Annotated in this window: 18 protein-coding genes; 5 read left to right on the forward strand and 13 right to left on the reverse strand. The window is 52.2% G+C overall.

Annotation, left to right across the window (positions count from 1 at the left end; translation table 11 throughout):
* Window positions 1-80: 80 nt before the first annotated feature.
* The 6 genes from M2371_RS06140 to M2371_RS06165 form a co-directional block, all read right to left on the reverse strand.
* Complete coding sequence (locus M2371_RS06140) at window positions 81-1,730, reverse strand: alpha-glucosidase (protein WP_259267193.1); 1,650 nt, start codon at window positions 1,728-1,730, stop codon at window positions 81-83.
* A gap of 3 nt (window positions 1,731-1,733) precedes the next feature.
* On the reverse strand, window positions 1,734-3,374 hold the full coding sequence (locus tag M2371_RS06145; protein WP_259267194.1) for an alpha-glucosidase: 1,641 nt from the start codon (window positions 3,372-3,374) through the stop codon (window positions 1,734-1,736).
* Between the two features lie 80 nt (window positions 3,375-3,454).
* Complete coding sequence (locus M2371_RS06150) at window positions 3,455-4,573, reverse strand: ABC transporter ATP-binding protein (RefSeq protein ID WP_259267195.1); 1,119 nt, start codon at window positions 4,571-4,573, stop codon at window positions 3,455-3,457.
* A 2-nt stretch (window positions 4,574-4,575) separates the two neighbouring features.
* A complete protein-coding gene (locus M2371_RS06155; protein WP_232903620.1) occupies window positions 4,576-5,421 on the reverse strand; it encodes a carbohydrate ABC transporter permease in 846 nt (281 codons plus the stop codon).
* Window positions 5,421-6,338: a carbohydrate ABC transporter permease gene (locus M2371_RS06160; RefSeq protein ID WP_259267196.1), complete on the reverse strand. Its 918-nt coding sequence runs from the start codon at window positions 6,336-6,338 to the stop codon at window positions 5,421-5,423. Before M2371_RS06160 ends, M2371_RS06155 begins: the two co-directional genes overlap by 1 nt.
* Complete coding sequence (locus M2371_RS06165; RefSeq protein ID WP_259267197.1) at window positions 6,339-7,604, reverse strand: ABC transporter substrate-binding protein; 1,266 nt, start codon at window positions 7,602-7,604, stop codon at window positions 6,339-6,341.
* A gap of 301 nt (window positions 7,605-7,905) precedes the next feature.
* Here M2371_RS06165 and M2371_RS06170 point away from each other — a divergent pair, with 301 nt between their 5' ends.
* Both M2371_RS06170 and M2371_RS06175 read left to right on the forward strand, forming a co-directional pair.
* Complete coding sequence (locus M2371_RS06170; RefSeq protein WP_259267198.1) at window positions 7,906-9,084, forward strand: hypothetical protein; 1,179 nt, start codon at window positions 7,906-7,908, stop codon at window positions 9,082-9,084.
* A gap of 2 nt (window positions 9,085-9,086) precedes the next feature.
* On the forward strand, window positions 9,087-9,497 hold the full coding sequence (locus M2371_RS06175; protein WP_259267199.1) for a hypothetical protein: 411 nt from the start codon (window positions 9,087-9,089) through the stop codon (window positions 9,495-9,497).
* Window positions 9,498-9,552: 55 nt separating this feature from the next.
* Here the strand turns inward: M2371_RS06175 and M2371_RS06180 are convergent, their stop codons facing one another.
* The 4 genes from M2371_RS06180 to M2371_RS06195 are packed head-to-tail and all read right to left on the reverse strand — an operon-like array spanning window position 9,553 to window position 14,054.
* Window positions 9,553-10,668, reverse strand: coding sequence for a Gfo/Idh/MocA family protein (locus M2371_RS06180; RefSeq protein ID WP_259267200.1), 1,116 nt, complete (start codon window positions 10,666-10,668; stop codon window positions 9,553-9,555).
* A 2-nt stretch (window positions 10,669-10,670) separates the two neighbouring features.
* The gene (locus M2371_RS06185; protein WP_259267201.1) at window positions 10,671-11,729 is read right to left on the reverse strand and encodes a sugar phosphate isomerase/epimerase; all 1,059 of its coding nucleotides are present in this window, start codon (window positions 11,727-11,729) and stop codon (window positions 10,671-10,673) included.
* A complete protein-coding gene (locus M2371_RS06190; protein WP_259267202.1) occupies window positions 11,729-12,817 on the reverse strand; it encodes a Gfo/Idh/MocA family protein in 1,089 nt (362 codons plus the stop codon). Before M2371_RS06190 ends, M2371_RS06185 begins: the two co-directional genes overlap by 1 nt.
* Window positions 12,807-14,054 carry an MFS transporter gene (locus M2371_RS06195; protein ID WP_034495186.1) on the reverse strand — a complete coding sequence of 416 codons (1,248 nt, stop codon included), beginning with the start codon at window positions 14,052-14,054 and terminating at the stop codon, window positions 12,807-12,809. Before M2371_RS06195 ends, M2371_RS06190 begins: the two co-directional genes overlap by 11 nt.
* A gap of 186 nt (window positions 14,055-14,240) precedes the next feature.
* Between M2371_RS06195 and M2371_RS06200 the strand changes: the two genes are divergently transcribed.
* Window positions 14,241-15,212 carry a LacI family DNA-binding transcriptional regulator gene (locus tag M2371_RS06200; protein ID WP_259267203.1) on the forward strand — a complete coding sequence of 324 codons (972 nt, stop codon included), beginning with the start codon at window positions 14,241-14,243 and terminating at the stop codon, window positions 15,210-15,212.
* 59 nt (window positions 15,213-15,271) lie between these two features.
* Here M2371_RS06200 and M2371_RS06205 read toward each other — a convergent pair whose 3' ends face one another.
* Complete coding sequence (locus tag M2371_RS06205) at window positions 15,272-15,697, reverse strand: ester cyclase (protein WP_172894340.1); 426 nt, start codon at window positions 15,695-15,697, stop codon at window positions 15,272-15,274.
* Between the two features lie 102 nt (window positions 15,698-15,799).
* Between M2371_RS06205 and M2371_RS06210 the strand changes: the two genes are divergently transcribed.
* Window positions 15,800-16,735 (forward strand): LysR family transcriptional regulator, encoded by a 936-nt coding sequence (locus M2371_RS06210; protein WP_259267204.1) that lies wholly within the window; start codon window positions 15,800-15,802, stop codon window positions 16,733-16,735.
* 45 nt (window positions 16,736-16,780) lie between these two features.
* On the opposite strand, the gene M2371_RS06215 is transcribed toward M2371_RS06210, so the two are convergent.
* On the reverse strand, window positions 16,781-18,139 hold the full coding sequence (locus tag M2371_RS06215) for an esterase-like activity of phytase family protein (protein WP_259267205.1): 1,359 nt from the start codon (window positions 18,137-18,139) through the stop codon (window positions 16,781-16,783).
* Window positions 18,140-18,298: 159 nt separating this feature from the next.
* Between M2371_RS06215 and M2371_RS06220 the strand changes: the two genes are divergently transcribed.
* On the forward strand, window positions 18,299-19,837 hold the full coding sequence (locus tag M2371_RS06220) for a methyl-accepting chemotaxis protein (protein ID WP_259267206.1): 1,539 nt from the start codon (window positions 18,299-18,301) through the stop codon (window positions 19,835-19,837).
* Between the two features lie 152 nt (window positions 19,838-19,989).
* On the opposite strand, the gene M2371_RS06225 is transcribed toward M2371_RS06220, so the two are convergent.
* Window positions 19,990-21,102 (reverse strand): cobalamin-independent methionine synthase II family protein, encoded by a 1,113-nt coding sequence (locus M2371_RS06225; protein WP_259267207.1) that lies wholly within the window; start codon window positions 21,100-21,102, stop codon window positions 19,990-19,992.
* Window positions 21,103-21,116 lie beyond the last annotated feature (14 nt).

The raw sequence follows: 21,116 nt of genomic DNA on the forward strand, positions 1-21,116 counted from the left end.
GTGGATGACGCTTGCGCTTATCCACCCTACAAAACCGTTTTTCGTAGGTTGGATAAGCGCAGCGTCATCCGACAGGCCTTTTATGCCAACTTATAAATTCGTGCTTCCCACGGGTGCAGCCGATAGAGTTCATCAACCTGCGGATAATTCCCCAACACACATTCTGCCCATTCGAGCGGCAACTCATCGCTCGTCCAGCGGGCCGATTTCGAGGACATATTGCACAGCACCACGAACTCCGCGCCGTCGAGCACGCGCCGGTACGCGTAAATTTGCGGGTTGTCTTCCAGTTCCAGCTCATAACGCCCGTAAATCAGCGCTCGCTCCTTTTTGCGTAGCTGAATTAAAGCGCGGTAGAAATTCAGCACTGAGTCCGGGTCTTGCTGCTGGCTGGCAACGTTAATCATTTCAAAGTTGGCATTCACCTTAAACCACGGCTCGCCATCGCTGAACCCGGCGTTCGGCCAGGCATTCCATTGCATTGGCGTGCGGGAATTGTCGCGCCCGGTATTGGTGAGAAACGCAATAATCTCTTCTTCGCTTTTGCCCTGCGCTTCCATTTCACGCCACATATTTTTCGCTGACACGTCATCAAAATCGTCGTGGCTATTGAATCGGGTATTGGTCATACCGATTTCCTGGCCCTGGTAGATAAACGGCGTGCCCTGCATCAGAAAATAGAGCGCGGCGATGCAGGTCGCACTTTCCCGCCAGTGGTGTTCGGTGTCGCCCCAACGCGAGGTAATTCGCGTCAGGTCGTGGTTTTCCACATACAGCGCGTTCCAGCCTTTTCCTTCCAGCGCTTCCTGCCAGGCGGTGAAAATTTTCTTTAATACCGCAGGTTCCGGGCGCAATCCGGCTTCCGGTTCCCACAACCGCACGTGTTCGAACTGGAACACCATACTCAGCCGGTTACGATGTTCCCCGACCCATTCTTCGGCGTGATCGGCAAACAGGCCGTTCATCTCACCAACGGTGACAATATCGTAGTGCTGCAAGACGTTACGGCTCATGTCATCGACGTAATCGAGCAGCCCATCGTAGTTCAGGTGGCTTTTCATCGACGGCGCATAGCGCAGTTTGTCAGGATTAGGCACATCCGCCAGCAGCGGCTCTTTTTTCAGGTGCGCGATGGCGTCGATACGGAACCCGTCGATGCCTTTATCCAGCCACCAGCGCATCATGTCGTACACGGCGCGGCGCACATCGTGGTTTTCCCAGTTCAGATCCGGCTGGCGGCGGGTAAACAGATGCAGAAAATATTGCTCTGTTACCGGGTCAAACTCCCAGGTTGAGCCTTTAAAAATCCCCTCCCAATTATTGGGTTCTGCACCATTTTTACCGTCGCGCCAGGTGTACCAATCACGTTTTGGGTTATCGCGCGAGGAACGGGATTCGAGGAACCACGGGTGTTCATCTGACGTGTGGTTCACTACTAAGTCGATAATCAACCGCATTCCACGCGCATGAACTTCACTCAGCAGGCGGTCAAAATCAGCCATCGTGCCAAATTCCGCCATGATCTCCTGATAATCGCTGATGTCGTAGCCGTTATCATCATTCGGAGATTTGTACATCGGGCAGATCCAAATCAGATCGATTCCGAGGTCTTTGAGGTAATCGAGCTTTTCGGTGATTCCGTTCAGATCACCAATGCCATCGCCGTTGCTGTCCTTAAAACTGCGCGGATAAATCTGGTAGGCCACCGCCTCTTTCCACCAGCTCGCCATCGTTTACCTCCCGATTAATAAAGCAAAAGATTCATAAGGTTGCAGCTCAAGACTCACCGCCAACTGGTCGCGCGGTGCGTAGTTGCTGATCAAACATTCACCGTGCCAGTTCTGCATTTCAGGCGGAATGTCGAGCGTCAGGTGCTCGGCGGTAAAGTTGTTGACCACCAGCAATCGCTCGCCATCAAGTGCCCTCAGCCAGGCAAACACCTGCGGATGCTCACGCAAAACAGGCTGGAAATCGCCGTAAACCAAAACCGGGTACTGTTTACGCAGCGCCACCATTTTCTGGTAATGCCACAGAATTGAATCCGGTTCGGCGAGGGCTGCGGCCACATTGATCTCGCGGTAATTCGGGTTAACAGCTATCCACGGCGTGCCCGACGTAAATCCGGCATTCGGGCTGGCGTCCCACTGCATCGGTGTACGGGCGTTATCGCGCCCGTTAGCATGGATACCGAGCATCATTTCGTCATGGCTGACACCTTCTGCCAGCCGCTCGTGATAAAGATTCAGGCTTTCAATATCGCGGTAATCATCAATCGTTTCGAACCGCACGTTGGTCATGCCGATTTCTTCACCCTGATAGATATACGGCGTGCCCTTCAGGCAATGCAGTGCGGTGGCGAGCATTTTTGCCGAAGGCACACGAAACACCCCTTCGTCACCAAATTTTGACACTGCACGCGGTAAATCATGGTTGCTCCAGAACAGAGAATTCCAGCCCTGATGCGCCAGTGCGGTCTGCCATTTTTCAATCACCGCTTTAAAGCTCGCCAGTTCAAAGGGTTTGCTGCGCCATTTCCCGGCGTGCTCATCCCAGAACTGTTTGATGTGGTCGAACTGGAAAACCATAGAGAGTTCTTCGCGCTCAACACCGCTGTACAGCAGCGCGTCATCGGTTGTGGCACTCCAGGTTTCCCCGACGGTCACGTAATCCCCTTTGCCAAATGTGGCGCGGTTCATCTGGCGAATTAACGCATGCAGATTTTTACCGTTCGCCATGATTTGCTGATCCACTTCTTTGCCAATCAGGTCGATAACGTCCATACGGAAACCGCCGATGCCTTTCGCCAGCCAGCGGTTCATCATGGCGTGGACTTCATCGTGAACGCGCGGGTTGTCCCAGTTGAGATCCGGCTGGCGTTTTGAGAATTGGTGCAGATAATATTCGCCGCTGGCCTCATCTAGCGCCCAACCGCTACCGCCAAAGTACGAGCGAAAATCGTTCGGCGGGCCGCCATCTGCCGCAGGTTTGCGCCAGATATAAAAATCACGGTACGGGCTATCTTTTGATTTCAGCGCTTCGATAAACCAGGGATGTTCATCTGAGGTGTGGTTGACGACTAAATCCATCAGGATATGAATATCGCGCTGTTTCGCCTGCGCAATCAGGGTTTCCATCTGCGCCATGGTGCCAAATTCGGCGGCAATATCTTCATAGTCGGAAATGTCGTAGCCGTTGTCATCCATCGGCGAGCGGTACACTGGCGAGAGCCAAATCAGGTTGATGCCAAGCTGTTGCAGGTAGTCGAGTTTACTGATGATGCCATTGATGTCGCCGATACCATCACCGTTGCTGTCCATAAAACTACGCGGATAGATTTGGTACACCACCGCATTGTGCCACCATTTTTGTTCCACCGATTTCTCCTTTTTTGTCGAGCGCCCTCACCCTAACCCTCTCCCCCAGGAGAGGGGATCTTATGTTTTCTCCTTCTCCCTCAGGGAGAAGGCTGGGATGAGGGTGAAATTCGCACAAACGCCTGGCCGTCGCTGTTAAACAAGTAGCAATTCTCAGGCGGTAGCCGCAGGCCGATGCGTCGGTCAGCTTTTATCTCAAGCCTGAAAGTATGGCGCATCACCAGCGGTTCGCTACCATAACCGCTATTTACGTAGAGCAAAGTCTCGTTGCCCATCTGCTCAACGAACAAAATTTCCCCTTCGATATCCGCCTGCGCAAGCTCGGTTAGCTGGATATGTTCCGGGCGGATCCCAAGCTGCACCTTTTGCCCCTCCGGCACGCCAGCGCCGTTAACCGGCAGCGAAATCAGCTGGCGGTTTTCCAGCATTACATCGGTACGCTGGGCGTTGCCGCTCACCAAAACGCCGGGGATCAGGTTCATTTTTGGCGAACCAATAAACTGCGCGACAAACACGTTTGCCGGGCGGTCGTACAACTCAAGCGGCGTGCCCACCTGCTCGATTTGCCCTTGATTGAGCACCACAATGCGGTCGGCAAGCGTCATCGCTTCGACCTGATCGTGGGTGACATACAAAATCGTGGCATTAATCCGTTTATGCAGCGCCGCGATTTCCATGCGCATCTGCACGCGCAATGAAGCATCAAGGTTCGAGAGCGGTTCATCGAACAAAAACAGGCTCGGCTCGCGCACAATCGCCCGCCCGATAGCCACGCGCTGGCGCTGGCCGCCTGAGAGATCTTTGGGGCGACGGTCGAGCAAATGCTCGAGTTGCAAAATACGCGCGCTTTCACGCACTTTCTCATCGATGGTTTTGAGCGGCAGTTTCGCCATTTCCAGCGCGAACGCCATATTCTGGTATACCGTCATATGCGGATAGAGCGCGTAAGACTGGAACACCATGCCGATACCGCGCTCAGACGGGGAATCATCGTTGACGCAAACCCCGTCAATGCGCATCTCGCCGCCGCTTATCTCCTCAAGACCCGCCACCATACGTAGCAGCGTTGATTTCCCGCAGCCGGACGGCCCAACCACCACCACAAATTCGCCGCTGTTGATTTCCAGATCGAGCGGTTTGATCACCTCTGATGCCGCGCCGTAGCGTTTTTGAATTTTATCGAGTACGAGTTGCGCCATGGTTATCCCTTAATCGCTCCGCTGGTCAGCCCGCTGACAATGCGTTTCTGGAAGATAAGTACCAACACGATAATCGGCAGCGTCACCACCACCGACGCCGCCATAATGCTGCCCCACGGCAGCTCAAAGGTTGACGCGCCGCTGAACATACTGATGGCGACCGGCACCGTGCGTTTGTCGCCAGAAATAATAAACGTCAGCGCAAACATGAACTCATTCCACGCACCGATAAACGCCAACAGCCCAGTGGTGACCAGCGCGGGGGCGAGAATCGGAGCAAACACCCGGCGGATAATGGTCCAGGTTTTAGCGCCATCAACAATTGCCGCCTCTTCCAATTCAACGGGAATCGACTTCATAAACGTGGTGAGCACCCAAACGGTGAACGGCAGCGAAAACGTGGTGTACGACAGCACCAGCGCACCGAGCGAATCATAAAGCCCGAGAAAACGCACCAGCTCAAACATGCCGGTCAGCACCGCCACTTGCGGGAACATCGAGACACACAAAATGGTGAACAGCAGGAATTTACGGCCACGGAAAGGCACGCGTGCCAGTGCAAAAGAGGCGGTAATCGATACCAGCAGGCAGATGCCCACGGTTATCGTCGCCACCAGCACCGAGTTAAGCAGGCTGCGGGCGATGCCGTTATCCACCAGCGCGGTGACGTAGTTGCTCCAGTGGTAACCGCTCGGTAAATAGGCGGGTAAAAAAAGCTCCTGCCCGGTGCGCAGTGACGTAATAATCGCGTAATAAAACGGGAATACGCAGAACAGCACGGCGCAGGTCGCGCCAAGGAAGATAACCATGCTATGGCCGAATTTGCGCTGCCGACGGGTTATTTTCATCACCGCTTCTCCTTCTCGTTCAGGCGTGAGACGCGGATAAAGCAGGCCGCTATGCCCGCTACCATCATAAACACCAGCACCGATGCCGCCGAACCCATGCCCATATCCTGATAAGAAATAATTTGTTCACGGGCGTAGCCGGACACCGACATCGTGGCCTCGCTGTTGGAGGTCAGCACGAAGATCAGATCGAAAATGCGCATCGCGTCCATCACGCGGAAAATCAGCGCCACAATCATCGCTGGCATAATCAGCGGTAGCGTAATACGTTTAAACCGCTGCCACGGGCTGGCACCATCCACGCGCGCCGCCTCGTAAAGATCGTTTGGGATCAGTTGCAGTGCTGCCAGCAACATCAGCGCCATAAACGGCGTGGTTTTCCAGACATCGGCAATCACCACCGCCCACATCGACAGCGACGGCTCGGCAATCCACGCCAGATGCGCCTGATAGCCAAATATTTTCGCCAGCAAATCGTTTACCACGCCGTACTGGTCGTGGAACATCCAGCCCCACATTTTGGCGCTCACAATCGTCGGAATCGCCCACGGCACCAGAATCGCGGTGCGCACTAAGCCCTGGCCGCGAAACTTCTGGTTCATTAGCAGCGCCAGCAACATCCCGAGAAATAGCTCCATGCCGACCGATACCACGGTAAACCACAAGGTGTTGCCGACAGCCTGCCACCACAGCGGGTCAACCAACACCCCGCTGCTGCCGCCGTCATGTGTCGCGTAATAGTTTGCCAGCCCCACCATCTGGTACTCAGACGGATTGTCGAGCATCGCGTTGGTGAAGCTGAAAAAGAAGGTACGCACCAGCGGCCATCCCGCCGCCAGTGCCAGAAGTAACAGCGCTGGCGCCACCAGTATCCATGCGATACGGCGACGCCGTTGTTGATAGCCTGTATGTGCCAATTAATGCCAGTCCTTACCCTTCACGCGCTCAAGGCGTTTTTGCAGATCGGCGACCGCAGTTTTGCCGTCGCTGCTGCCGTTGAGCACTTTAAAGGTCACGTTAAAGATGGCATTGGAAACGCGCGGATACTGACTTTTGGTGGCCGTTGCCGGGCGAGGTACTGCATTGGCGAAAATGTCCTTAAACATCGTCAGATGCGGTGCGGTTTCCAGAACCGCTTTGTCTTCATACAGGGCCGAACGCGTCGGTGCGAAGCCGAGATATTTCAGCTGCATTTTCTGCGAATCCGCATCGGTGAGGATTTTCAGCAGTGCAATCGCCGCATCTTTGTTTTTGGTATTGGCATTGACGGACCACTGCCAACCACCCAGGGCGTTGGTAGACTTCCCGTCCGGCCCGGCAGGAAGCGGAGCCACGCCCACTTTGCCTTTCAGCGGGCTATCCGCACCCTGTGAGAGCAGATACGCATATGGCCAGTTGCGCATAAATAGTGCATCGCCGTTCTGGAATACCGCTCGCGACTCTTCCTCTTTGTAGCCTAACGCTCCTTTTGGCGTGATTTTGCCAATCCAGCCTGCGACCATATCCAGCGCTGCCGCCGCTTTCGGGTTGTTAATGGTCACGTTCCCTTTTTCGTCGATAAAGGTGCCACCGCCATAGGAATCAATCCACTCCAGCGCGTTACAAGTCAGCCCTTCATACGATTTGCCCTGGAAGATCATCCCCCAGAAGTTTTTGTGCCCTGCTTTACGCTCTTCTTCCTGAATTTTGGTGGCGATACGCGTCAGATCTTCCCAGGTTTTCGGCGGCTGCTCGTTGTATTTTTCCAGCAGGTCTTTGCGGTAATAGAGCACGCCGGTATCCAGATACGCAGGCACCGCTTTCACTTTGCCGTTCACCGTGTCATTCGCCCACGGGCCGGGGAAGAAATCACCTTTCATATCGCCGACTGCGTCGGTTAAATCGAGAGTCTGTTTATCAAGTAACCCTACCCAGATGGTGTCCGACTGGAACAAGTCCACCGCCTTTTCATCTTTGGCGGCAAACAACTGCTGGAGCAGCGCCAGCTTTTCGTCAGATGCCGCCGGGAACTCGATAAACTCCAGCTTGTTGCTGGTCTGTTTTTCAAAACGGTCTTTGACGTATTTGCAGTATTCCTTACCGCCAGGCGAGATCGGGCATTCCATGCGCAGGGTATCGGCAAACGCAGCGTTAGAAACGCCCGCAAGCGCTAAGGTAATAAGACTTAACGTCAGCTTTTTCATTGTTTCCTCTTTTGTTCAGACCAAACCGGAGGGAGTGCGTTTTAAACGCACCAATAAAAAAGCTAGTTAACAATCGAACCAGACGGCAACTTAGCTGGCTAATCTTTGTACGAATTCTCGACATGGTGCACGTAACGCTATTTTTTATTGAGCTTTTGTGTGGGACGGGCTACGGGGGGCATTGAGCGGGCGTTTGTACACGGAATGCTGTATTTCGAACGAGTTAATAAGTTTAGATTAAAAGTCGGTTTATCCAGGGTATATTCCAATCAATAACCTTTCTTTAATTAATGGATTAATTATGACTATTTATCATCTCAGCACGCGTATCAAATCGAATGCTCCACCCGATTCCCTGGCCTATGATTTATCTATTTATCGGATGGATTCGGATAGAAATAAATACTCTCTGATAGATGTGAAGCAACAACCTATTCAGGGAAATTATGAAACTCTAAAACACCCAACCGATAATATTAGCGAGTCACTTTCGACAATTTATATTATGGAAGTCACGCTTTATCGCAAAACGATGCTGCATACGCGATGCGTTACTGCTTCACCTTTTACCCGAATGTACACATTAGAAGAGTTTGCATCCGGTAAAGCCTGGTCGTCTGTTAAGCGAGAAAACCCTTGTTATTTTGTCACCTCAGGAACATCAAAGCTGGAAAGTGAAGGTGGAAATATTGTTTCGGTTAATATTTCGAAGCAAGACAGGCCATTTATTGCTGAACAATATCCTGTTGGAGACCCGCAAGATCCATTTGAGAAAAGTATAATTGATGAACAGATAAAGAATAGATTTAACCATATTACATACCCCAATCAGAATGCCGGGAGCTTGTGTGGGCCTGCTGCCTTTTTCTACTGTCTGCAAATGGACAGGCCAGATGTTTATGCGCAAGCTGCAAAAGAACTTTGGCAATTTGGGAAAACTAAAATTGGCGCACTTGAGATCGCACCGGGGGACGGTTGTCGGCATCCTGCTGGGGATTTTTACGATACTTTTGGGCCCAGGATATTGGGTCTGGACTGGATGACGCTGGCTGCATTGAGAGACTCGGAAGATAGGGTTTTAAGTTTTGACACTCTGGATTCCCCCCTTGCCGGGATCACTATGTGGCAAACGCTAACAGAATGGTTTGAGAAAGCGGGATATATAAAAGTGTTCAGTAATGTCGGAGTTACACAGGCTGGAATTCAAGGCATGCAAGATTTAAATAACTATGTGCAGAAGGGATATAAAGTTGTTTCACTCATCAATGACAGCTTATTAGAGGGGAGTTCTTCTGAACGGGCGACATATCCTACTCACTGGATTGTCTGGGATGGGCCTGTGACAGAGGATAGCGATGGCAATGTGCATCTGAAGTTATTCTCATGGGGAAAAGTATCAGACCGTATAAAGACAGAGAAAAAAATTTCATTTTTCATCAACCGACTTTTTGGAGGCGTGATTTTTAAACCACTCAAATAAAGATGCATATATTTAAAACATTAATTGTTTTTATCACTTTCGGTATTACTGCTTGTGGTCCAAAGGCAGAATATATCCCGGAAGGCGAGAACTTGAACTCAGCAACTGTTGGCGTACCTTATTTGTATAAGATTGATATTTTAGGGGGCGCTGTTACTGGCGGCACCGAAAGACGGATTGGATTTGTATTTCCGGAGAATACCGGGATTTCTTTACGTAATTGTCCAATGGAAAAATGGAGAATCACCGCAAAAACGAGGGATCCCTTTGATTATAATTGTGTTGAAGTCTATGGCATACCCACAAAACCCGGAATAATAAAAATTATAATTGGCGGCGGTATGTATGGAAACATGTTCGCCAGTGCAATTGAATTTAGCAAAGAATACAAACTCAATATTATTCAGCCATAAAATCTAACCCCTAAACAGAAAGGATCTCCGAGAGATCCTTCTGCTTTTCACTTGTTTACCACTCCACCCATTCCCCGCCACGGTGACTGCTATCGCGCACCGCTTCGATAAACCTCATGCCCGCAAGCCCTTCTGCTATTCCCGGCAAAAGCGGCGCATCTCCGCCGCGAATTTTAACCGCAGCTTCACGGTAGATTTGCGCGAAACCTTCCAGATACCCTTCCGGGTGCCCGGCGGGAGTGCGGCACTGGTGGCGTACGGAATCATGGTTATTGACGCAGTTTCGCGTGACAACGTAACTATTACCATGGTGAGGGTGAATTTCAAGAATTTCAGGCTGTTGCTGGCGAAAACTGATAGTCGCCCTGCTGCCCACGATGCGCAGACGCAGATCGTTTTCAAAACCGGGTGCCACCTGGCTTGCCCACAAACGCCCACGTGCACCGTTGGCGTAACGCATTTCGGCGTACACTTCGTCGTCCAGTACGCGGCCCGGAATGCGCGTCAGCAGTTCTCCACGCAAGGTTTCTGGCTCCATGCCGCTGACAAACGCTGCCAGTTGCCAGGCGTGAGTGCCGATATCCCCAATCGCACCGGCCCCCGCCATGGCCGGATTTCCGCGCCAGCTCGCCTGTTTGTTGTCGGTCAACTCCAGCCTGTCGTTCAGCCAGTCCTGCAAATACTCCACTTCGATGGCACGAATATCACCGATTTCACTGTTGGCGATGCGCGCTCGGGCTTCGCGCACCATCGGTAGCGCGCTGTAGTTATGCGTCAGAATAAATTGCAGGCCGGTTGCGGCGATAATCTGCGCCAGCTCCTGAGCCTCGGCAAGCGTCACCCCGAGCGGTTTGTCGCAGATAACATGAATGCCATGTTGCAGAAATACTTTGGCTACCGGAACGTGCAAATGGTTGGGGGTGACAATCGAGACAACTTCAATGCCGTCCGGCCGCGATGCCTCACGTTCAGCCATCTCCTGCCAACTGGCATAACAGCGGTCGGCTGCGATAAATAGCGCTTCACCACTGCGCTTTGCCACTTCCGGTGAGGACGAAAACGCCCCGGAGACCAGTTCGAACTGGTCATCAAGACGAGCTGCAATGCGGTGCACACCGCCGATAAATGAACCTTCACCGCCACCGACCATACCTAAACGAAGTCGTTTCATGGTTACTCCTCCAGCCCGAGCATGCGACGCACCGCTGATTTGTCGCTGTCACGCAGCGCAAAGTCGTCAAAGGCATATTCGGCAACCGGAATAATGTGTTCCGCGATAAATTTCGCCCCTTCGCGTGCGCCCGCATCGCCTGCTTTCAGACAACACTCCCATTCAAGCGTAGCCCATCCGCTGTAGTCATATTGCGCCAATTTGCTGAAGATCCCGTTGAAATTAACCTGCCCGTCACCGAGGGAGCGAAAACGCCCGGGGCGATCAATCCACGGCTGATAACCCGCATACACGCCGCTTTTTGCCGATGTTTGAAACTCGGCGTCTTTGACGTGAAAGGCTTTGATTCGTGTGTGGTAATGGTCGATAAAACCGAGGTAATCCATGTGTTGCAGCAGCATATGGCTTGGATCGTAGAGAATATTGCAACGCGGGTGGTTATCAACCAGCGCCAGAAAACGCTCAAACGTGATGCCATCATGCAAATCTTCACCGGGATGCAGCTCAAAACAGACATCAACGCCCGCGTCGTCAAAGCAGTCCAGAATCGGCTTCCAGCGGGCAGCCAGTTCTTGAAACGCTTCATCCAGGAGTTGCTCATTGCGCGGCGGCCACGGGTAAAAATAAGGCCAGGCCAGTGCGCCAGAAAACGTGGCGTGCGCCTGTAGCCCAAGATTTTGCGAAGCTCGAGCGGCTTGTTTCAGGCAATCAACCGCCCACTGCTGACGTGCAACAGCATCGTGCGCCAGTTCCGGCGGCGCAAACCCGGCAAATGCGGCGTCATACGCCGGATGCACGGCCACCAGTTGCCCCTGCAAATGCGTTGAAAGTTCGCTGATTTCCAGTCCAACATTTGCCAGCAGATTGCGAATTTCAGCGCAGTATTCCAGGCTTTCGGCGGCTTTAGCGAGGTCAAAAATATGTGGCAGGTGCGTGGGAATTTGCACCGCTTTATAGCCCAAACCCGCCGCCCAGGCGGCTAGCGTGTCGAGCGAGTTGAACGGGGGTTTATCGGATATAAACTGTGAGAGAAATATGGACGGCCCTTTGAGGGTTTTCATTACAACATCTCCTTAATTAAGACCGTGCGTTGCTGGCGAACGGCAAGATCTGCCGCCAGCACCACGGCCAGGCTTTCAACCGCCTGCTGTTGGTGTAACGTCAAATCGCTGTCGTCAAAGATGGCACGGGCAAAAAACTGTTGTTCGAGTTGGCATAAAGCAAAGTGATCGGGTTCATCGCTTGCCGTCACCCATTCATCCTGGTGAATAAATTCGCCCTGGGCGTTTAGTTGAGAGTGATGAACACGCAATGATTCAGTGCGGGTATGGGCTTCAACATTGGCTGACTGCCCTTCGCCCGCAGCTTCGCGGGCAACAATCGACACTGAACCTTGCGGGCCAATCACATCTTTAATAAAGAATGCTGTCTGGCTCATCATTGGCCCCCAACCTGCTTCGTACCAGCCCACGGACCCGTCTTCAAAACGCACCTGAAGCTGGCCGTAATTGAACTGTTCGGGGGCGATTTCGTCAGTTAGACGCACGCCAATGGCGCTCACCGAGTGCGGGGTGGATTGCGCCATCTGGCACATCACATCCAGATAATGCACGCCGCAATCGACAATCGGCGAAAGCGACTGCATCAGCATTTTATGGGTGTGCCAGGCGCTCCCGCTGCTTTGCTGGTTGAGGTTCATGCGCATCACCAACGGTTTGCCAAGCCCGTGCGACAGCTCAATAAACTGCTGCCACACCGGGTGATGGCGCAGGATGTACCCGACCACCAGTTTTTTACCCGCCAGCCGCGCGGTGGCGACCACGCGTTTTGCCCCGCTCACCGTGGTGGCGAGCGGCTTTTCTAAAAACACATGGCAGCCTGCGGCAAGCGCCGTAAGTGCCAGCGCTTCGTGGGTGTCAGGCCAGGTGGCGATGCACACGGCATCAGCCTGGGTCTCGGCAATTGCCAGTTTTAAATCATCGAATAGTGGGATATCCGCTGCGAGTTGAGCTTTCAACTGGGCTTTTGAATCCCCGCGAGCCACCAGCCCGCAGAGAGTAAATTCGTCCAGGTGCTGATACGCAAGGCTGTGGGCAGCCCCCATATTCCCGCAGCCCACAACCAGTACGCGCAGCGGCTTATTTGCCATGCTGCTCGCCCTCTTTATAGTTGAAACTAAAGAAGAAGATCGCCGCAATCACCACGGCTGCTATCGCTGGCATCCACCAGAATTGTTGCCATTGCAGCAAGCCTTCAGCCCCTTGTGCCGTGACCGAGCGGTTAAATACCGCGCCGCTGATTTGCGAACCGATTAACATCCCCAGCCCGTAAGTGAACAGTACCAGCAGGCTTTGTGCCTGGCCTTTCACTTTGTTGCCCGCCACCTTATCGGTATAGATAAAGCCGATAACAAAGAAGAAGTCGTAACACACCCCGTGCAGGATGATGCCGATGTAGATCATCCAGCGTGTCTCTTCGGTGATGCCCAGGGCAAACATCGCGTAACGTGCAAACCATGCCAGCATACCGATAAGCAGCATCATTTTGATGCCCAGGCGGCGGAAGAAGAACGGAATCAACAGCATAAACAGTAGTTCAGACATTTGCCCTAATGCCATCACGCCGCTGACGTTCTCGAACCCAACTGCGGAAATAAACGGTGCGGCGTAAGCGTAATAAGCCGCCAGAGGAATGGAGATAAGCGTGGCACAGATGATAAACACCATAAAGTGACGCTGTTTAAGCAACGCGAAAGCGTCTGCACAAACCAGGTCACGCATTGAAAGCGGTTTGCCGCGATCCGGCGCGGGGGTATTCGGCAGCGTGAAGCTGTAAATCCCCAATACGACAGAGGCAACCGCTGCCAGGGTGAAGATGCCGGTGCTGTCTGAAAGACCGCTGGTGCCAACAATCAACCCCGCCACAATCCAGCCGATAGTGCCGAACGCACGCACGATCGGGAACCCTTTTTCGCTGTTTGCCAGGCTGTGGAACGCCACGTTATTGCTCAGGGCGATAGTCGGCATGTAGCACAGCATGTAAGCGAAAACGACCCACAACAGGCCGCTCTGCCCGCTTTCAAACATGCCCGGCAGCCACCACAGCAGCGCCGCGCCAATCAGGTGCAACACGCCGAGCACTTTCTGCGAGGCAAAGAAACGGTCAACCAGCATACCGAGGACAAACGGCGACAATATGGAGGCAATTGGCCCGGTGGAATACGCATCGCCGATTAACGCGCTCAGACCAAACTTGCCCATCACGACGCCCAGCGTCACATACCAGGCCCCCCAGACGAAGAACTCGAGAAACATCATTAACGACAGGCGTGGAATCACCCATTTATGAGTGACCACTTGTGCCCCAACGGCCGACTGAGAAGACATAAATCCTCCGGTACAGAGTATTGATTTAAGGGTAAGAGTTCTTTTTATGAAATCGATTACATTCGCACTTCATTAAAAATGTAATCGATTTCATGAGGGTTTCCATCATGCAGATGAATTATTTGGTAGTATCAATTCAAATATGGAATGTGGTTCACATTTCAACCGATCGTGCAAAGGATCAACATGTCGATAGATAAAGTGGCGCGCATTGCCGGGGTTTCTACCGCGACCGTTTCCCGGGTTTTAAACGGCAACCCTGCCGTTAAACCCGACACGCGCGACAAAGTGCTGGCGGCGATTGAGGCGTGCGAATACCAACCTAACCTGCTGGCACGCCAGTTGCGCACCTCGCGCAGCCGCATGTTATTGGTGCTGGTGTCGAACATCACCAACCCATTCTGCGCCCGCGTGGTGCGCGGCATTGAAGAGGAAGCGGAGAAGCATGGCTATCACATTCTGCTGTGTAATTCTGAATCACGCCTGACGCGTGAATCAGCCTATTTGCGCCTGCTCAGTGGCAAAGTGGTTGATGGCGTGATCACCATGGATGCCATCAGTTGTTTGCCTGGGCTAACGACGTTGATTGGCGATTCGCCATGGGTGCAATGCGGAGAAGGCGATCCCGGTTATCGAGCTTCTTCAGTGACAATTGATAACTTTAAAGCGGCGGCGGCTGCCGTCGATCATCTGGCGACCTCGGGCTATAAACGCATTGCGCTGATCAACGGTGATTTACGCTATCTCTATTCGCAACAGCGCGAAGCGGGTTATCGCGCCGCCTGTGGCAAGAACTGGCAAGCGGTGGTTTACGCCGATAGCCTGGAATATCAGGCTGGCGTGCAGGCAATGGCCGAACTGTTCACCATGCCAGAACCACCGGACGCCGTATTTGCAATTTCCGATGCATTAGCGGGCGGCGCGCTGCATTTTGCCCACGAGCAAGGCCTGCGTGTCCCGGAAGATGTGGCGATTATGGGGTTTGATGGCGTCCCGTTTGGCTCGGTGACTTATCCCCCGCTCACCACCATCCAACAGCCGATGCATCAGCTTGGCGTGCGCAGCGTGCAGTTGTTGCTCGAGCGCATCGATAATCCGGAAGTCGAAACTGTGAATGAAATTCTGGACTGGAAGTTGGTGGTACGGGGATCGGTGTAGGGTTTTATCGTGGTCAATAAGTGCTGCTTTTTATATCCCCAAGCAGCGCCGTGTTTATATTACTGGTAATCAATAATTCCGACTTGTTTGGCCATGAATAATTCATTCCTTTCGACAATTTCTTCTACTACTTTACCTTCGGCGTTAAATCTAAAATAAGTCAGCGCCGTCCAGGTGACGTCTTTTCCGTGAACATCAAATCCGTGCCAGGTATTAGAACCTCGCGCGACATGTTTCAGATGAACCACAACCACATCGTCGGTCACGACTTCTTTGCTGAAGGTGGTTTCTATCGATTCATAGCGGTTAATAACATGTTCGAGCAGCGCTTTTTTGAAGTTCTCAACACCGTGAACAGGCGCATCACAATCAGGGCGATGAATAATTACGTCTTTATCAAAATATTCTTTAACGCGCTCCGCATCTTTTCCATCAACACAATATTTAAAGTATTTTTTTACTGTTTCAAGATTATTTATGCTCATTACTCAACCTCCGATTTAATTATTTAAAACAAGTATAGGGAGGTTTGTGATATTCGTAAATAACATATATATTGCATGTGGTATGCAAAAAACGGATATCTTATGAAACTCGACAGACTCGAACGCTGGGCAACCGTCAGGCACTTTCGCCTGGCTATCGCACTCTTTGAATACGGCAGTGTTCTGCACGCGTCACGTTCGTTAAATGTGTCACAACCTACAGCCAGCAAGCTTCTGCTCGATCTTGAGGATGCGGTAGGCGCAAAGTTGTTCTTGAGAAATCGCCGGGGAGTCACGCCCACCGAACTGGGGCGCGCATTTGTTGACCGTAGCAAAATGGTGCTGGCTCAACTTGATCATGTTTCGCAAGCTATCAGTGCGCTGGGAACGGGTCATGCTGGGCGAGTTGCCATCGGCAGTTTATTAACCGGTTCGAGTTATCTGGTTCCGGCGGCGATTGCAAAACTGAGTGTTTCCCGGCCCGATATTCGCATTAAGATTATAGAAGGAGTCAGCGGGGAATTATTGCCGCGACTGGTTTCAGGAGAACTCGATTTTTTAATTGGCAGATTATCAGATATTAGTTCCAACGCGGTGGTCACTCAGGAAGCTTTATTTAATGAGAATGCCATGATTGTCGTCCGTAAAGGTCATCCGCTGGAGCAAAATCCTCATGCAACACTCGAGAAATTAAAACAGGAAGCGTGGATATTACCGCCAATTGAAACGACTTTACGCAAGCAGTTTGATAATACATTTTATCATGACAATATTGATCCGCCGCATGCGACTATCGAGACGGTTTCCTTCTTCAATATATTATGGCTGTTAAAAAAGACCGATTTATTAGGGATTCTGCCACAATCCATTGTTACGGATATCACTTACAGCAACGATCTTGTGCGTTTACCGTCATTTGAACCGCTGGTTCTTGAGCAAATCGGTATTTCCCGTTTGACCGGAACGGAACTCTCGCCTGCCGCCGCTGCGTTGGTGGAATCCATTCGTGATGTGATGGGAAGTTCATCCGGAATGTAATGTAAAACAGGGCAACCTCGAGGTGGCCCTGTTTTTATCTGAATCTTACTTCAACGCTTCTGGCAGCTTAATCACCCAAAGCTCATTTTGCGACTCGGGCTTTTCCAGCGGTTTTAACGAGATTTTGGTGGCTACTTCTTTACCGTCGCGGGTTAAATGCCCTTTGCCGTCCACTTCATATTGGTCAGCTTTCTTAGCGTCCGCATCAGGATTTTCCAGCACCGGTTGCAGGCCGAAATCGTTGTCATTGATCACCGCGATGGTCTGGTTATCAATCAGCGTCATGCCTTCGGCTTTCTCCTGCTGCCAGCCCAGTTTACGCAGATCAACCACCTCTTTTTTCTGCGCCAGTTTGATACCGCGGGCTTTCAGTTGCGCGGCGTCGTCAAACTCTGGCGCTTTGTCTTTATCAAACGAACTCAGTTCGCTGGCCTGGCTGAGATCAACCACATACACCAGGTTGCGCATCACTTTGTTTTTGTCCCCGCCCTGTTCGATAAGCAGCAGGCGGTTGTCATCCAGCGCCACGATATCGCCGATTTTGGCATCTTTGGCTTTTTTATAGACATCCACGTCAATCGGATAGCCATACATTTCGGTTTTGCCCGTTGCAGGATTGAAGCTCACCAGGCGGGTAAATTGTGAGGTGTTTTTCGTATTCCCATCGATATCAAGCGTACTTTGCACGGCGGCAATAATGCGCCCGTCTGGCATACGCGTAATACCTTCAAAGCCACGGTTAGCCTGGCGCCATTTGATGATGTTTGGCAAACCACCCGCCACGCCCTGCTCGCCTTGCTCCGCCTGCGGGCCATATTTTTTGAGGATTTTACCGTTGGCATCAATGTTAATGATGAAAGGACCGTATTCATCACACAGCCAGTAACCGCCTTTACCGTCCGGCGTGATGCCTTCGGTGTCCAGGCCGCGCTTGTCGCTCGATAATTGCTGCAGGGTATCGCTTAGCGCGATTTCATTGGTCGCGCCAATCAAACCTTCAGGCAACGGCAAACCGCTAATTGGCCCGTTTTCATCATGCAAGGCATGTGCATCTGTCGCTTCGGCTTTGCCCCCCGCCACGCGCATGGTCATCAGCAATGGGGTGAACTTTGGATTAGCAAAAATCTTCGACTCTTTTTTACCTGATTTAGGCGAGTCGGCATTCGGGCCGCGATCCGTGACTGTGGCAAACACCAGCGCATCACCGTCTTTACGGATAAATTGCAGGCCGGAACCCACGCCAACCGGCAATCCGTTCGGGAAGTTAGCTGCGTACGCGCCTTTATACTCAACATGATCACCCCGCGGGAAGGTGACAACGTAACGTTCAACTTGCGGCTCCGCCGCCTGGCTTGCCAAAGGAAATAGTGAGGTCAATAACAGCGCAAAAGGTTTTAATTTCATGATGTTCGCATCCTTTATTTTGGTCATCGATTTATAAAGCAGCCTTATGACAGAAATATGACGAAAATAAGACCGCTAAATTTCCCGCCCCGAATGCCGATAACCCTCACAGCACTGGCTGAAACGAGTCAGGTTATTTTCTAAACATAAGGGTTTTGTATGTCAGTACGGCGTTTTTCGATTTTAGTTTTCAGTACGTTACTGCTTATTTTCTTAGCCAGCACCGCATCCAATATCTGGTCTTTAACTCGTAGCAATCAGTCTCTGGATAACGTTAACCGGGAAATCCGCGTGGTGTTATCGGTGATCGACCCGATTAACCACAGCCGCACCATGCGTGTTCGCGCCATGGAAGCGTTAGAAGAACGTGAGCAAGGTTCAGGCGGCCAAAGCCAGCTGGCGTTGGATGGCGCAAAGCTGGTGCTCGGCAAAGCGAATTCCGCCTTTCAGGCTTATCTGGAAGCGCCAAAACAGCCTGGCGAACAAGTGCTGGCCGATGCTTATCAAACCGCTTTTGTGAATTATCGCGAGCAAGGTTTGCAGCCGTTACTCGATGCGGTTGGCGCGAATGATTTGCAGCGCGCCCGCACGCTCGTGACCTCCACTCTGCCGCTTCTCGACAAACAATTTGAAGTCGCGCTGGATAAGCTGCTGTCGTTTCGCGAGCAGTACGCGCAACAGCTCAACAAAGATGCGCAATCGGGCTTCAACCAAAGTCTGGTGAGCATCGCGATTTTTGCACTGATCTTCGCCATTATTCTCGGAGCAGCGTTCCTGCTGCTGAAAAAACGAGTTCTCAACGAGCTGGATAAAGCGAAAGCACATTGCACAGAAATCGCCAGCGGCATCCTGCATACGCCGATTGTCGCCAACGCTCAGGATGAAATTGGTGCCATGATGCGCGAGCTGGAGCAAATGCGCGTTTCGCTGGCGAGTATCATCGGCCAGGTACGTGAATCCAGCCAGACGGTGGCCTACGCGTCTGAAGAAATCGCGGCCGGGAACACCGACCTTTCTGCCAGAACAGAAGAGCAAGCGTCGTCTTTAGGTGAAACAGCGGCCAGCATGGAACAGCTCACCGTGACGGTGAAATCTACTTCCGACAACTCTCACCAGGCAAATAAGCTGGCAAATGGCATGTTGATTGCCGCCAATGACGGCAACGAGATTGTTAGCGAGGTGATTGATTCAATGCGTAATATTGAGTCTAGCTCCAGCAAAATCGACAATATTATTAGCATTATCGAAGACATTGCTTTCCAGACCAATATTCTGGCGCTGAATGCCGCGGTTGAAGCGGCGCGTGCCGGTGAACAAGGGCGTGGTTTTGCCGTGGTCGCCAGCGAAGTCCGCAACCTGGCGCAACGTTCGTCGGTTGCCGCGAAGGAGATCAAAGAGCTGATTGAGCTGTCTGGTGAGCAGGTGAATATCGGCAGCAATCTGGTGAATCGTGCGGGCGAGAGTATGCAGCGGATTTCCAACGCCATTAAGCAAGTGACGGGATTGATGGAAGAAATTGCGGTGTCGACCGGCGAGCAAAGCCGTGGCATTGAACAAATCAACCTGGCCGTGGTGCAAATGGATGTGGTGACGCAGCAGAATGCCGCGCTGGTTGAACAAGCCTCAGCGGCGGCGATGTCATTGAAAGAGCAGTCGCAGGCGCTCAATGAAACGGTGGCGGTGTTTAAGCTGGCGTAAACCGGGTGAAAGTGGTGGATGACGCTTGCGCTTATCCACCCTACAAAACCACAAATCCGCCTTTGTAGGTCGGGCAAGCGAAGCGCCCCCGACAAAAACCACAAAACCTTCTTTCGTAGGTCGGGCAAGCGAAGCGCCCCCGACAAAACCCTCTACCAAACCTTTTCGGCAAGCTCCGTCACCAGACGCACTTTGTCCCACTGCTGCTCAGGCGTAAGGCTGTTACCCTCTTCTGTCGAAGCAAAACCGCATTGCGGGCTAAGGCAAATCTGGTTGATATCAACATATTGTGCCGCTTCGTTAATGCGTGCCTGAATCAACTCCGGGTTTTCCAGCTCGCCATTTTTCGTCGTCACCAAACCTAAAACCACTTGCTGATGGCCGGGACGCACAAAGCGCAACGGCGCAAAATCACCGGAACGATCGTTGTCATATTCAAGGAAGAACGCATCAACGTTCACGGTGCCAAACAGCACTTCAGCCACCGGCTCGTAACCGCCTTCAGAAATCCACGTCGAGCGGAAATTACCGCGACAAACATGCAGCCCAATAACCAAATCATCAGGCTTGCCTGCCAGGGCTTTATTCAGCACTTCGGCATAAATCTGCGCCAGTTGGTCCGGGTCATCACCACGCTGGCGAATTTCCTGACGCTGCGCGTCCGAACACAAATATGCCCAAACGGTGTCGTCAAGTTGCAGATAACGGCAGCCTGCTGCGTAAAATGCCTGAATCGCATCGCGCCAGGTGTTCGCCAGATCGTCGAAATATTCTTTCAAATCAGGGTATACGGTGCTGTCGATAGCGTTACGTCCGCCGCGGAAATGCAACACGCTCGGGCTTGGGATCGTCATTTTCGGTACGGCATCGCCACTGATGCTTTTCAGATAGCGGAAATCTTCCAGCATCGGGTGTTCACCAAAGCCCAGTTTGCCGACCACTCGCACGCTGTGCGCTTTGGTCTGCACGCCGTTAAACTGAATGCCCTGCTCTGACTCATAACGCTCAACACCTTGCAGGCCATCGAAAAAGTCAAAATGCCACCACGCACGACGAAACTCGCCGTCAGTCACCACATGCAGGCCGCACGCACATTGCTGCTCAACCGAGGTACGAATCGCCTCATCTTCCACTTTTCGCAACTCAGAAGCGTTGATATCTCCCGCCGCAAAAGCAAGACGTGCGTTTTTAATAGTCGCCGGGCGTAAGAAGCTACCGACGATGTCGGCACGGAACGGGGCGCGATGGGCTGTGGATTGTGGCATGTGTCTTCTCCTTC

Origin of the sequence: Buttiauxella sp. BIGb0471 (assembly GCF_024807715.1) — a bacterium.
GTDB lineage: Bacteria > Pseudomonadota > Gammaproteobacteria > Enterobacterales > Enterobacteriaceae > Buttiauxella > Buttiauxella agrestis.